At 53.9% G+C, this 13,227-nt stretch carries 13 protein-coding genes; 1 reads left to right on the plus strand and 12 read right to left on the minus strand.

Annotated elements, in window-relative coordinates; all coding sequences use genetic code 11:
• Nucleotides 1-81: 81 nt before the first annotated feature.
• From gspE to gspG, 11 genes are all read right to left on the minus strand, one after another.
• Nucleotides 82-1,815 (minus strand): type II secretion system ATPase GspE, encoded by a 1,734-nt coding sequence (gene gspE, locus R6U41_RS07670; protein ID WP_410269247.1) that lies wholly within the window; start codon nt 1,813-1,815, stop codon nt 82-84.
• Between the two features lie 28 nt (nt 1,816-1,843).
• On the minus strand, nt 1,844-4,264 hold the full coding sequence (gene gspD, locus R6U41_RS07675) for a type II secretion system secretin GspD (protein WP_410269248.1): 2,421 nt from the start codon (nt 4,262-4,264) through the stop codon (nt 1,844-1,846).
• 27 nt (nt 4,265-4,291) lie between these two features.
• Entirely contained in the window at nt 4,292-5,185 is an 894-nt protein-coding gene (gene gspC / locus R6U41_RS07680; protein WP_410269249.1) for a type II secretion system protein GspC, read from the minus strand.
• Between the two features lie 50 nt (nt 5,186-5,235).
• Nucleotides 5,236-6,096 carry a type II secretion system protein GspN gene (gspN, locus tag R6U41_RS07685; RefSeq protein ID WP_410269250.1) on the minus strand — a complete coding sequence of 287 codons (861 nt, stop codon included), beginning with the start codon at nt 6,094-6,096 and terminating at the stop codon, nt 5,236-5,238.
• Between the two features lie 30 nt (nt 6,097-6,126).
• Entirely contained in the window at nt 6,127-6,660 is a 534-nt protein-coding gene (locus R6U41_RS07690) for a hypothetical protein (RefSeq protein WP_410269251.1), read from the minus strand.
• 20 nt (nt 6,661-6,680) lie between these two features.
• Complete coding sequence (gspL, locus tag R6U41_RS07695; protein ID WP_410269252.1) at nt 6,681-8,156, minus strand: type II secretion system protein GspL; 1,476 nt, start codon at nt 8,154-8,156, stop codon at nt 6,681-6,683.
• Between the two features lie 78 nt (nt 8,157-8,234).
• The gene (locus R6U41_RS07700) at nt 8,235-9,320 is read right to left on the minus strand and encodes a general secretion pathway protein GspK (protein WP_410269253.1); all 1,086 of its coding nucleotides are present in this window, start codon (nt 9,318-9,320) and stop codon (nt 8,235-8,237) included.
• Nucleotides 9,304-10,056 carry a type II secretion system protein J gene (locus R6U41_RS07705; RefSeq protein ID WP_410269254.1) on the minus strand — a complete coding sequence of 251 codons (753 nt, stop codon included), beginning with the start codon at nt 10,054-10,056 and terminating at the stop codon, nt 9,304-9,306. The genes R6U41_RS07700 and R6U41_RS07705 overlap by 17 nt, the downstream gene beginning before the upstream one ends.
• A complete protein-coding gene (gene gspI, locus R6U41_RS07710) occupies nt 10,053-10,481 on the minus strand; it encodes a type II secretion system minor pseudopilin GspI (protein ID WP_410269255.1) in 429 nt (142 codons plus the stop codon). The genes R6U41_RS07705 and gspI overlap by 4 nt, the downstream gene beginning before the upstream one ends.
• Entirely contained in the window at nt 10,474-10,968 is a 495-nt protein-coding gene (locus tag R6U41_RS07715; RefSeq protein WP_410269256.1) for a Tfp pilus assembly protein FimT/FimU, read from the minus strand. The genes gspI and R6U41_RS07715 overlap by 8 nt, the downstream gene beginning before the upstream one ends.
• Nucleotides 10,969-11,022: 54 nt before the next feature.
• Nucleotides 11,023-11,496 carry a type II secretion system major pseudopilin GspG gene (gene gspG / locus R6U41_RS07720; RefSeq protein ID WP_410269257.1) on the minus strand — a complete coding sequence of 158 codons (474 nt, stop codon included), beginning with the start codon at nt 11,494-11,496 and terminating at the stop codon, nt 11,023-11,025.
• 217 nt (nt 11,497-11,713) lie between these two features.
• Here gspG and R6U41_RS07725 point away from each other — a divergent pair, with 217 nt between their 5' ends.
• The gene (locus tag R6U41_RS07725; protein ID WP_410269258.1) at nt 11,714-12,508 is read left to right on the plus strand and encodes an alpha/beta hydrolase; all 795 of its coding nucleotides are present in this window, start codon (nt 11,714-11,716) and stop codon (nt 12,506-12,508) included.
• Here R6U41_RS07725 and R6U41_RS07730 read toward each other — a convergent pair.
• The coding region (locus R6U41_RS07730; RefSeq protein ID WP_410269259.1) for a DUF1566 domain-containing protein at nt 12,483-13,227 on the minus strand (745 nt) is incomplete at its 5' end. The genes R6U41_RS07725 and R6U41_RS07730 overlap by 26 nt on opposite strands.

The raw sequence follows: 13,227 nt of genomic DNA on the forward strand, positions 1-13,227 counted from the left end.
ATAGTAAACCCGATTGCGGCCGCTTTGGTTGCAAATTCATATCCATAGTCCTTATAGTAAACAGTGTCAACAAAACCGGGATCAGCTCTGGGTTACCCGCAGCACCTCCTCAATTGTGGTCTGTCCTTTCAGTATCTTGTCAATGCCGTCCTGATAAAGGGTTGTCATTCCGGCCTGCACAGCTTCCATCTTGATCCTGTGGGAATCATAGGTTTTCAGCACCAGGTTCTGCAGCTCCGGGCTCAATTCCAGGATCTCATAGATTCCCAGGCGCCCGCGGTATCCGCTCTGAAAACAACTGCTGCAGCCCACGGCCTTATAGATCACCGATTTTTCGGCCTCCTGCGGGTCAAGACCAAGCCGTTTCAGGGTGGCGGCATCCGGTGTATAGGCTTGTTTGCATTCATTGCAGAGCAGGCGCACCAGCCGCTGGGCGATCACTGCGATTACCGAGGAGGAAATCAGAAAGGGTTCTATTCCCAGATCCACCAGGCGGGTAATCGCACTTGCCGAGTCGTTCGTGTGCAGGGTGGAAAACACCAGATGGCCGGTCAAAGCCGATTGTACACCGATTTCGGCGGTTTCCAGATCGCGCATCTCCCCGATGAGAATCACGTCCGGGTCCTGGCGGACAATGGAGCGAAGACCCCTTGCAAAGGTGAGCTCGATTCTCGGGTTGACCTGGATCTGATTGACCCCCTTGAGCTGGTATTCCACCGGGTCCTCGATGGTGATGATATTGATATCCGGGGAATTGAGGCTGGAGAGTACGGCATACAGGGTGGTGGTTTTGCCGCTGCCCGTGGGGCCGGTTACCAGGATGATGCCGTGGGAATAGTGGATCAGCCGGCGGATCGTATCGAGTTTTGTCTGCGACAGGCCCAGCTCTGGGAGCTGAAACAAGGAGCCGGACTTGTTGAGCAGTCGCATTACCACCCGCTCCCCGTACTGGATCGGAATGGTGGAAACCCGGATGTCAATGTTTTGATCACCGATTTTGACCTCAAAGCGGCCATCCTGGGGCAGGCGCTTTTCTGCGATATTCATCCTGGCCATGACCTTGATGCGCGATGCCAGCGACGCCTGCATCCACTTTGGGGGAGTGAGAAGATCATAGAGAATGCCGTCGACCCGGTAGCGGATCTTTAAGCTGTACTGCTCCGGCTCGATGTGAATATCACTGGCACCGATTTTTACGGACTGGGAAATCACGTGGTTGACCAGCTTAATGATAGGCGCATCACTGGTATCATCGAGAAGATCGGCGGTTTCCTCAATTTCGCTGATAATGTTGCCGGTGTTGTCCTCCATGTCGGCCACAAGCTGCTCTGCCGTGTCCCGGCTGCTGTCAAAGGCCATGTTGATCAGCGAGTAAATGGCATCCCGGGGCGCGAGCACCACATCGAATTCATCGATTTCCAGAAGCCGCACCAGATCATCCAGGGGCTGGAAGGCCGACGGGTCATTGATCGCAATCACCGGGCGCGTGGTTTCTGCCTCACCGCTGGCGGCTTTTTCCGGATCAGCGGCACATGTCCGGCAGATGGGCACCATGGCGTATTTTTTCAGAAACCCGATGGGCACCCTGCGAGCAAATTCGGTCTCAAAATCCTCCGGCGGCAAATGGGTCCAAAACGGCAGGTCATAAACCCGGGAAAAGGCCTGGAGCAGCTGATGTTCCGAAAGGATCTTCTTTTTCAGAATCACCTCGGACAAGGGGATATTCTGCTGCCTTGCCAGCCTTCCGGCCTCAGTGATATCGTTTTCATCCACGCCAAAATCGCGGGTCAATATGTCGGTTAAATGCTGTTTCATTGACGGCTGTCTTTTTTTGATGCCGGCTTCAGGGAGACACTGTCAGCTGATCTCCGGGCCGGATAACGGAATCCTCTGTCAAGTCGTTTATTTCCAGCAGCATGTCAAGCGCGATGTTGTGTCTGCGGGCAATGGAATACAAGGTATCGTTTTTCTTCACCGTGTATTGCCTCCCCTCGGTCGGGTCAGTCTCCGGCTGATCGGGTTCCGGGCCTGTTGGAGACACTGTCAGCTGATCTCCGGGCCGGATAACGGAATCCTCTGTCAAGCCGTTTATTTCCAGCAGCGTCTCAAGCGCGATGTTGTGTCTGCGGGCAATGGAATACAAGGTATCGTTTTTCTTCACCGTGTATTGCCTCCCCTCGGTCGGGTCAGTCTCCGGCTGATCGGGTTCCGGGCCTGTTTCGGTTTCGGGTTTTGCCTCCGGAAGTCCGTTGGCAGAGCGCGCGTTTTTATTTTGCGGCGGTCCATAAAGCTTGATGGTTTCCTCGGGAACGGTTTGAAACTTTTTCTTGTTATCCTTGTAAAATTCAGCGGCTTCTTCGGGCGCGGCCATGACTCTGGGGGTGAGAAACACAAACAGGTTGGTCTGCTCGGAGGAATCGGAAAGCGATTTGAACAGCCACCCGATCAGCGGCACTCCGCCCAGGCACGGCACCCGGTACTCGGTTTTTGACAGGCTTTCGTCGATAAGGCCGCCGATGACCACCGTATTGGTGTCATTGACCTCAACCACCGTATCAATGGTTCGTTTCAGGGTTGTGGGGCGGAAATCATCGGCGCTTTCAAGCTTGGTCACTTCTTGGAGCAGTTCCAGGCGTATTTTGCGGTCCTTGTTGATCTGCGGAGTGATTTCAAGCAAAATGCCCACGTCCTGATATTCATAATTGCTGAATTCGGTCTCCCCGCTGGCAGTCCGGGTCAAATAGGGAATGTTTCTGCCCACCCGGATTTTGGCGGTTGCATTGTCCGTGGTAAGGATCTGTGGCGTGGACAGGATCTGCACGTCCCGGTCCTTCTGGTAAGCCTGGATCAAGGCGCGGATGGTGGGAAAGGTGATGCCGCCCACCTCGATGTTTTCACCGAGAATGCCCAGGGAAAAACCGGGCGGAAGCGGAGCCCCGCTATCGGAGTCGGGAAAGGCAAAATTGTATCCCGGATCACCGCCCATGGCGCCGCCGGAAAAACCCCCGCCATAAACCCCCTCCCGGTCCTTGTAACTGCCCTCTCCGCCGGCCATCCATTCCGCGCCTAGACGAAAAGACTTGTCCTTGCTCACCTCCATGATCAGGCACTCGATATAAACCATGGCCCTTGGCACATCGAGCTTTTCGATCACGGATTTCAAAACGTCGTAATCATCTTTTTCCGCTCGTATGATAAGGCTGTTGGTTGCCTGGTCCGCAGTCACCTGCACCGCTTCGGATACAATGGGCGCCTGCTTTTTTCCCTCCTGCTGTTCCTGACTTGCGGGAAGCTCCTGCAATACCCCCACAAGATCCTCAGCCTTGGCGTTTTCCAGGTAATAAACATTGATTTTTTCTTTTCCCCTGGGCATTTCTTTGTCAAGGGAATTTACCAGCTGCCGTATCCGTTCGATGTTGGGCTCGCTGGCCTGGACAATCAGGAGGTTGGTCCGTTTGTCAGCCACGGCGGTGATGGCTTGCCGGTCCCCCCGGCGATCTGACTGGGATTTGCCGAAAACGGAATTGATGATTGAGACAATGTCTTCGGCATTGGAATGTTCAATGGGAAGCATGAGAATTTCACGGCCGGTGCCGGGCACGTCAATGGCGTCAATGATGCGCATCAGCCGCTTGATATTGGAATAGACATCCGTGACAATGAGCATGTTGGTGGGCGCATAGGAGATAATGACGCTGCTTTTGGAAATCAGGGGTGCAAACAGCTGCTTGATCTCATCGGGACTGGCATATTCCAGTGGAATCAGCTGGGTGACGATTTTGTCCTCGCCGCTGCCGCCCTCCCTTTTCAGCTTGGTTTCAATGCTCATGGTCCGGGCATAGGGCGCCGGGATGATCTTGGTGATCTCCCCGGCGTCCACCGTGGTATATCCGTGAACATCCAGCACAGACTCAAAGACCCTGTAGGCCTCCTGAACCGATATCTGGGTCGGGGAAATCACGGTAATTTTTCCCTTGACCCGCTGGTCAACAATGAAATTGCGGCCCGTGAGTTCGCTGATAAACTTGATAAACACGCTGATATCCACATCATTGAAATCAATGGATACCGAACGCCCCTCCTGTTGCGGGCTTTGGGTGGTGTTGGGGTTTGCTTGCTGCTGCGCCTGGCTGTTTTGTCCATAAACCGGGCAAAAAGCCGCAGACACAAACAATCCAAAGCAGATTGTCAACGCAACAATGGCTGCCCTGTAAAAAACGTCTATGTCTGCCGCCTTGCCGGATTGTCGCTGAAACCTGATCATGAGCGCTTCCTCGTTTTCGGCCACGGGTTAATCGATCTGAAAGGAAAGAATCTGGCTGCTGCCGCTGCGTTCAATTTCCAGCTCTACTTCACCGGAGGATTGCATGTTTTCGTAAAAAGTCATGGCATCCTCAACAGACCGGATCTGGCGGCCATTGATGCTTTTGATGATGTCGCCGCTTTCCAGCCCCATTTCAGAAAAAATCGATTCGCTCCGGATGCCGCTGAGCATCAGGCCGCCGGGCCGGCCGTCTTTAAAATAGGGCCTTACGCGCACTTGGCGCATAAGGGTGTTGACATCCTGCATGGCTTCATTCATTTGCTGACTGGATATGGACATGGGTTCTTCTGAAACAGAAAGCTCTGCTGCCTCAGGCGCCGGTTCGTCTTGTCGGTCAGACAGGCGGCCGGCCTGATCAGCCAGTTCCTCCATCTCCAGGATTTCATCCTTGCCGTTTACCGTCAAAACAACCCTTTTGCGCAGAATCATCCTGATCCTCGCCTGATCAATGGTGTCGCCCTCCTGGTAGAGAGCCTGTTTATTGCCGGATTTTTCCTCAATGACCGCATAGGCTTTTTCATCCGTGCCTGTGATGGTGCCCCAGAGCCGGAGGTTGAGCCGGGTTTTTTCCAGATTTTCCAGTTCCGCCGCCGCCCGGGCATCCGGCGAGGTTTCTGCCTGTCCGGTGTGGAACAAATCTTTTTCAGCAATGGCTGCATAATAAGCATAAGCCGGCTGCCGGGGCATCTGGCTGGCTGTGGTGTCCGTCCGGATCTCACGATCAAGGATTTCAGTGCGCAAATGACCGTTTGCCGCAAGGTCAAATTTGGCTAAAGCCATGGCGTAAAACAGGTCTACGCACACAAAAACCGCTGCTGCCGCAAGCAGCACACGAATGATTTTCAGGATGGTTTTTATCATATTCTTATAAACCGCTTAAATATCCGCACATTGTTGCCCTGGCCCTGAAATTACCGGATTTGCCAGGATGGCTGTTTCAGGGATCCGGCAATGCGAAGCGATATATCCCCGCCGCTTGTGGATCTTTCCGGCAGCAGCCCCTCCATGGCCCTGGCCAGGGCCGGATGCGGCCGAAGCCTGGCGGAAATCTGAATCCGGCTGTTTTCAAACGGCCGGCGAATGAGAATACGGCCGGTGCCCTCGGCGGAAACCTGGCTTCCGTCAAGGCGAAGCTGCCGGATGTTCACCTGTTGATCCTCGATTTCCAGGTCCGCCTCAATGGATTCAAACGTTAATTGTTTTATGCCAAAGACTGCTTCCTGCAAGGCAACCGTGCACTGGCGGGCTGCCAGCTCAATGGTGCCGCTGCCGGATTGCCCGGGGAAACTGCCGTCAAACTCAATGGTTCCGTCCAGGCTGCCGGAAACCGTATGTCCGCTCATATTTCGGATCAAAACAATGCTTTCCAGATCTGCATTTTCAAACCGGATATGAAAGGAATTGTCCGTGCCGCGGGCATCTTCCATGGCCACCCATCCCAGGGCCCGCCCATCACCCAGGCTGATTTCAAAATCAAGGGTGTCAAAAATGCCCGGCAGTTTCCGATACGCCGGAGACAGAATCGTGCGGCCGGTTTCCAGGGCATCCATCTGCCGGTAAACCAGGGTTGCCTCATTTATGACCAGACACGGGGGAAAACCCGGCTTTACCGCTGTAATTTCAAGCGACACCGCCTTGTCCGAAGCCTTCCGGACCTGGTGTTCCAGGTATTTTTTCACTGCATTGGCCGGGAATAACAGATAGAGAAACACTGCTGCCAGCATGCTAATATAACATATCCAGGCAAGCCGTTTTTTTGATTTTTTCGTCATAAATAATGCGTCCACTTGGCTTGGGGGCTGCTATGCATCCACTGCCTCGGCCTGCATGACCACGGAAAGCCGCCCTTCGGTCTCCCCGGTTTTGGAAATCGACAACCGGTTGACCCGGACCATGTTTTCAGATGTCTCCACCTCAAACAGGTAGGAGGTCAAATCCTTAAGGGAAATATCCTGAAGCTTGAGTTCAACATAGGAAATGGTTGTGCCGGAGGTCTCATCAGTTGAGCTGCTGGGCTTCATATAGGTGATGTATTGTTTCACACCGGTTTCTCCGGCAACCCGGTCCATGAACGAAAACAGGGTAAACTCCGCCGGTCTGAGGGCATACCGGTTTTGCGTGCGTTTTGCATTTGCCTGCATCACCTGGTGCTGCCGGTACATTTCAACCATTTCCACAAGCGCGGCCTGCCTGGAAGCCAGCCGCTCACGCAGTTGGCCGCGTTTTTCAAAAACCGGATGCACCAGGAGCTCAAAAATCAGGAAAACAGCCACAAATCCGGCACCTGCTGTTACCGCCAGTTTTTCCCTGCGGTTGAGATTGATCACTTTTTTCATCTGCCCGGCGCCTTTTGTCGTTAAAGCGGCTCTTCCGCCAGATCCGCCTTGATCCGGAACCGTACGCGATTGGCGGACTTGTCCATATTGGCGGAACTGATGGTGATCTGCTTGAAAAAAGCAGATTTTTCCAGCTGCATTTTTATATCATCAACTGCGTTGAATGTATCGGTGAGACCGGCAATCTGCACGCTGGTGTCACCCCGGACAAACCGGGTCAGCACCACATTGATGCTGGCAGGTATCAATTCACTGACATCTTTTAAAATATCCACATTGCGGATACCCGCCCCATCCTCTCCGGCAAACACGTTTTGTTTTTCCAACTGGGAAAGGCCGGCCTCCATCTGCTGCACGGGATCAACAATGCGGGTGGCATCCGGGAAGGCCTGTTGAAATATTCTGGTGATCTGCCGGTCTGTTTGCGCAATGCGGTGCTCCATGTGCCGGTTTTCTATGATTGTCTGAATCATCAGTACCATGAAAACAAAAAAAGCCAGCACGCCAATGCTGATGATCTCGCTGCGGTTTTCAGCCCAGTATTTCTGCAGCACATGATGGCTCCGGTTGAACTGAAAAGGCCGGATGCCGGATGTTTCAATCCCTGCCAGGCTCAGGGCACAGTTGGCCTGGGAGCCGATATCCAAATCTTTGTCTGATAATTGATAGAGCCGGGTTTCGGCAGCCAGGTTGAAAAAGCGAACTTCCGTTTCCAGGGCCCCGGACAGTTTTTCAGCAAAGCCGTCATCGGCTTGATCCGCCCCGGAAACAAAAATGCGCCCAAGTTCCGGATCCGTGTCATACAGGGTTTCAAAGGAAGCCAGCATTCGTTGGATGCCTGCTGCAATCATGTCCGCACATCCGGCTGCATCAGCGGCCCCGCCCGTGCGAAGGGCCTGGATCATGTGAATTTTACCGCCAACAACCATGCAGGCCGCTGTATTGGGGCCGTCTATATCAAGCAGCAGAAAATTTTTCTCCCCGGTCTCAGACAGGCGGGAGACACAAAGGGCTGCGGCCGCAGAGCCGATGGTGATCGCCCTTGGCGTTAGATCCAATCGCCGGAAAATTTCCTGAATGGCCTCAAGTTTCCGGGTTTCCACGGCTGCCACGATCAGGTCGGTCTGTTCGGCCTGGCGAACAATGAGAAAATCCGTCTGCATGCCACTGATTTCAAACGGCAGGGTGGGCTCCAGTTCAAAATCAAGCACCTGGCGAATTTTTCTGTTGTCTTTAAACGGCACCTGCAGATTGCGGAAAGACACTTCGGAAGCGGCAATGGAAACAAGACAGCCGGCGCCCTGAGCAGGGATCTGGCTGGTCACCGTCTCCATGGCCCAGGCCAGACGTTCTTCCGGGCCTGCGGCTTCTTCCGGGGCATCGCCAAAAGACACGAACTTGTGGGCCTCGATCCGGTTGCCCTTCAGGGCGGTGCGGACCAGCACGGCACACAGGCCCTGCTTTCTAATATCAATGGATAGAATCCGGTTGCTCATAACAGTGTTACGGCATTGGTTTTAAATTTTTTCACAGGGCCTTATGCGATTTTCAAGCAGTCCCCGACTAAATATATCCTATTCATACTGCCAGTGCAATACACGACATTTCCATCCCCCGGATTTTTTCTGCTCCCGCCGCACAACCACCCGGGCGGTCATGGAACTTTGATTTGCCAGGGCCCTGCACCGGATGCGAAACAAATCACTTTTGACGGCCACCAGGGAAGCATTGATCTCCACATCTCCCATCCCGGGAACCTGCCTGTACCAGGTCGGACTGGTCAAATCATAGAGATACTCACCGCCTGAGGTTTCCTTGCGAAAAGCGGCCATTTCCGGGGCCAAAAACTCCAGGCCCACCGGCAGCAGCGCTGCTAAAATGGGTATTTCGGCAGTGTTGATATTGATCCGGCCGCCATAGGAAAAATCATGTCGGTTGTCCGCTGCCGGGGCCAGGCCGTGTACAGTCAAAAAATCACGCAAGCCGGCATTTCCATCGTCTGCGGAAAACAGTTCCGGGGTGATGTTGCGCACGCGCAGCAGCTCGGACAAATGCCGCACCGGGCCGTTTCTGCACTTATATGGCGGATCCCGGTCCATGTAATAATCAGATTCCGCACCGCTCAGGCCGGTTATGGCGTCATCGTCGCCGGAATCGATCCAGTCCTTGATCGGATTGATGATCATTTCCGGCTCCAGAGGTTCTTGCGCTGTTGCTGTATCGGGTTGATCCTGCTCCTGAAGGAACAATTCAACAAACCGGAGCCACAATTGCTGCTGAACAGGGTTAAAATCGCGTCCGGCCGGAAACTCCACCAGGGCGTTGACCTGCATACGGGCGCGTTCATCAGTGATTTCAATCTGCAATTCATCGTTATCATATCCGGCCCGGCCAAGATAGCCGCTGATTTTTTCCGGGTCTGCCCAGTCCTCCTGGACAGAATCCACTTCCGTCTGCTCCTTGTCGCGAATCAAAATCAGCATGGCCAGACTGACCCCGGATTCGATCTTTTGCTGCAGAATCTGTCTGTCTCTGCCTGCCCCGCTTCTGCTCAGCGAAGCGCCGGTCTGCCGGTTTAACTCAAAGGCCACAGCAATCAAAACCGTGATAATGCTCAGGGTTATGATCAGGGCAATGCCGTGATTATTGGCTTTTAACACGTTCAAGGGGCTCCCTGCCAGCCGGTACAACCACCCGGGTAAAAAACGGATAGTTTCCCTGGTCGGTTTCAATCCTGAAAAAAATTTCAACAGCTGCCGGGCTTGCGTAGTCTGTTGCTTCATCAGACGAATCCCAGGTTTTTCGGTCATTTTTCTCGTGATCGAAATATGTCAGCGCAAATTCCGTGATATGGGTGCAAAGCACCGGCGCCCGGTCTGGATCCCATTGATCTGCATCCGCATCCCGGACAAACGGCCGGTCCCCCCGCCTGAGAACATAACCGCGGTCCGGCTCCGGGCTTTTTTCAACGAAATAACGGAGTTGCGTCAGGGCAGCGGCGGTTTTCCGCGGGTCTGCGCTGCCCGTGGAAACCGGCAGGTGCGCAAAAGCGGCAAACTGCAATCCTGAAAAGGAATCACCGCCAATAAAATCGGTTTGCCCCACAAAGGCGTAAGGATCCGGGTCGTCTCCGGCATCCGGGGGGGTGAACAGGGGATAGGGATCGGCATAAGCCGACCGCAGATCCGTGCTGATCCGGTGCAGGCACCCGGCACCCATTGCAAAGACCCTATCCCCGTCCTTGATGGCGCTTATCCGGGATATAGTGGCATTCATTGCACCGTAGACAATGGTGGCAATCACGGCAAAAATCACAACCGCCATCAACACTTCCAGCAGAGTAAATCCCGATTTTTTCCAAATCCTTTGCTGGTTTTGATGGCGGGGCGGGTTCATGGCCGCGATTCCTCGTTTTTGGCTGAAATCTGCCGGGTGATTTCATAGACAAGCCCCCACGCCGAATGCCGGACAGTGATGCCGGCTTCCAGAAAATCGATTTCACCATTTTCCTCCATGTTGATTTCCCGTGATTCCACCCGGCTCTGCCAGGTGTATCCGGGAAAATCCGGGCCGAAATCCCCGCTGTCTTCACCCATAAAAGAACCGGGTTCCATCCGGATTTGCACAGCCCTGGCCTGGGCCAGAAACGGGGCTATGGAATAGAAACGCACGGTTTCATTCATGGAAATGGTCTGGCCCTGCAGGCGGATAATGCTCACAAGGACCATGGCGATAATAGCCAGGGAAACCAGAACCTCCAGCAGGGTGAAACCGCGGTTGGGAGTTTGGCGATATATCATGCCGCAATGATGATCATCCATGGCTGCCGCCGGTTTTGATATTGGGCAAAAACGGATTGATTTCATAGGAAATGCGCTGATTGCCGCGGGTTTGGATATAAATGACAGCCTGGTCCGAATATCCCCGGGGATAAAAACGGATCTGCGCGGTGCCGGAAGAGATCCGGTGGTCGCCGGCAAAAACCACCTCCGAGAGGCGGTTTGTCCCGGACAGGGATAATCCCTTAGATTTCGCGGCTTCCAGCGCCGGCTCGTCCATGTCTTCCCGGCCGGCCCAGAGCCGGTTTTCATCTAAGTCAACAAAGAGGATAAACTGCATCTGATTTTCAACAGCCCGGTTTTTCAGATCTTTTACCTGAAGCTGCAGCCATGCGGAAAGTTTTCTGGAATCAGAGGAAAAAAAAGATTCATGAAGCCTGGGTACGGCAAAAAACAGCATGACACCCAAAAGACTGATCACCACGATCAGCTCAATGAGTGTAAAGGCCTGGTTATTCTCCGTAGGCAAAAAGGATCTCAACTGCAAGGCTGCTGCAACGCCTGCAATAACAGGTCACCCGGCCTATTCAATCTCCCAGCTCCGGATATCGGCATTGTCGCCCTCGCCTCCGGGCTCCCCGTCAGCCCCGTAGGAGATAATGTCATAGTCGTCATGGGTACCGGGGCTGAGATAGACATAATCATTTCCCCATGGATCTTTTGCGATTTTGCCCTTTTCAACGTATCCGCCTTCCCGCCATCCTTTGGCCGAGGGCCCGGCATCAGGGGGGTCAACCAGGGCTTCAAGACCCTGCTCCGTGGTGGGATATTGCCCGTTGTCGAGTTTATAGAGCTTCAGGGCGGTTTCCAGGGCCTGGATATCGATTCTGGCCTTGAGCTGCTTGGCCTGCTCCGGCCGGCCCATGATTCTGGGGACCATATAGACGGCCAGGATGCTCAATATAACGATGACCACCATGAGTTCAATAAGGGTAAATCCGCCGGATGTTGAGGACGGGTTGTGGTTGGGGGCTGTGGCCGGGGAAAAATTTTTCATTAAATATGCTTTCATCAAAATGGATCGGCCGAAAAAAAGCCGGTCTTTTCATGCTGCAGAATGTTTTTTTTACCTGATATACAACAATATATCAAGATTTTTTAAAAAAGCAAAAAAAGGGAGTCTGCCGGGTTGTGTTTACTGTGCGGGCAAAAAGGGATAAAATGGGTGTAATCCATTTTTATGCGGATATCACATAACCAAGGAGGAAATGAAAATGCAGGATTCAGAAGCCGCAATTCTGGACCGCCCCGAAATCTTACAGAACCTGTTTCATCCCCGAAAGGCCCCGGACACGCCGCCTCCTGCCGGGGCCGTGGATGTAGACGTGGCCGCCGAGGCCGGGGTGAATCTGGGGTGCCGCTTTTATCTGGCTTCCGAGGATCAGCCCCATTTGCTGTTTTTCCACGGAAACGGCGAAATCGCAGCAGACTATGACCCAGTGGGACCGGTATACATTGATCACAGGCTCAATTTTCTAGTGGCCGATTACCGGGGCTACGGCAAAAGCACGGGATCGCCGAGCGTGTCTGCAATGCTTTCAGATGCCCACCTGATACTCGATGCCGCTGCCGACTGGATGGAGAAAAACGGCCGGACCGGCCCCCTGTGGGTCATGGGACGATCCCTGGGAAGCGCATCCGCCCTGGAACTGGCCGCCGCCAGACCCGAAGGCGTGGCCGGCATTGTCATTGAAAGCGGTTTTGCCCATACCGTATCTTTGCTTCAACACCTGGGCGTGGATGCCCGGACTTTGGGGATCGAAGAATCGGCTGTTTTTTCCAACGCGGAAAAAATCGCAAAATACACGGGACCGGCGCTGATTGTCCACGCCCGGTTTGATCACATTATCCCGCTTTCCCACGGACAGGATCTGTATCAAAAATGCCCGTCTGAGACCAAGGCCCTTGAAATCGTGGAAAACGCCAATCACAACGATATCATGATCCGGGCGGGGATGGACTATTTCCGGATGATCAGCGATTTTATCCGTAAGGCGGGCAATCGCTGACGGCCCGCACATGACACTGGCAGGTAAAATCCGCAGCGCCTGCATACCCCAAACTGGTGTCCACAAACCAGGCAGCAACAAAGGATTTGCGGTCCGCGCTCCAAAGTCGGTGGATATCTCCGGAAAAAATCGGGGGCGTGCAATAATCGCCGAGAACAGATACCGGAAAAAGCAGAAGCACCAGTTCATCCACCGTGGGAAGGCGCCAGTTTTCAACACCGCCAAAGGCCCGGGCATTTAGCGCGTCAATATATTGCCGTGCCCCGGACCACTCCATGGGCCAGTGGGAACCGGCCTTCTGCCAAAGCCGGCCGTGGCTTCTGTCATAGACAGTCTGGTCATCGCGCACCACAAATTCCGGGGCCCGACGGCTTGCGGGCCGCCAGAGCGCATCAAGCCCGAAACGGTTTTTTGCCGCACTTAAAGAAACTTTTACAGGGGTGGTGCGCACCGGCTGGGTGTGGTCCGCCTTAGAAGTCCGGCCCTCAGCCGACACCTCCTGCATCCGGCAGGCCTTTTCAAGGGTTTGCTGCCAGGATTCAAAAGCCCTGTCCAGGGCGGCTGTCATCTTTTGGCAGTCCGGAAAACGCCTGTCTGGTTTCGGGTGGGTGGCGCAAAGCAGGAAATCATCCCAGCACTGGCCCAGAAGGATAGAGGAAGGTGAATTGGACGAGGAGAATATTGAGGAGATGAAGGAGAAGGTTAAGGAAAAAGAAGAG

This window comes from Desulfosalsimonas sp., assembly GCF_046483245.1.
In the GTDB taxonomy this organism is placed as follows: Bacteria; Desulfobacterota; Desulfobacteria; order Desulfobacterales; family Desulfosalsimonadaceae; genus Desulfosalsimonas.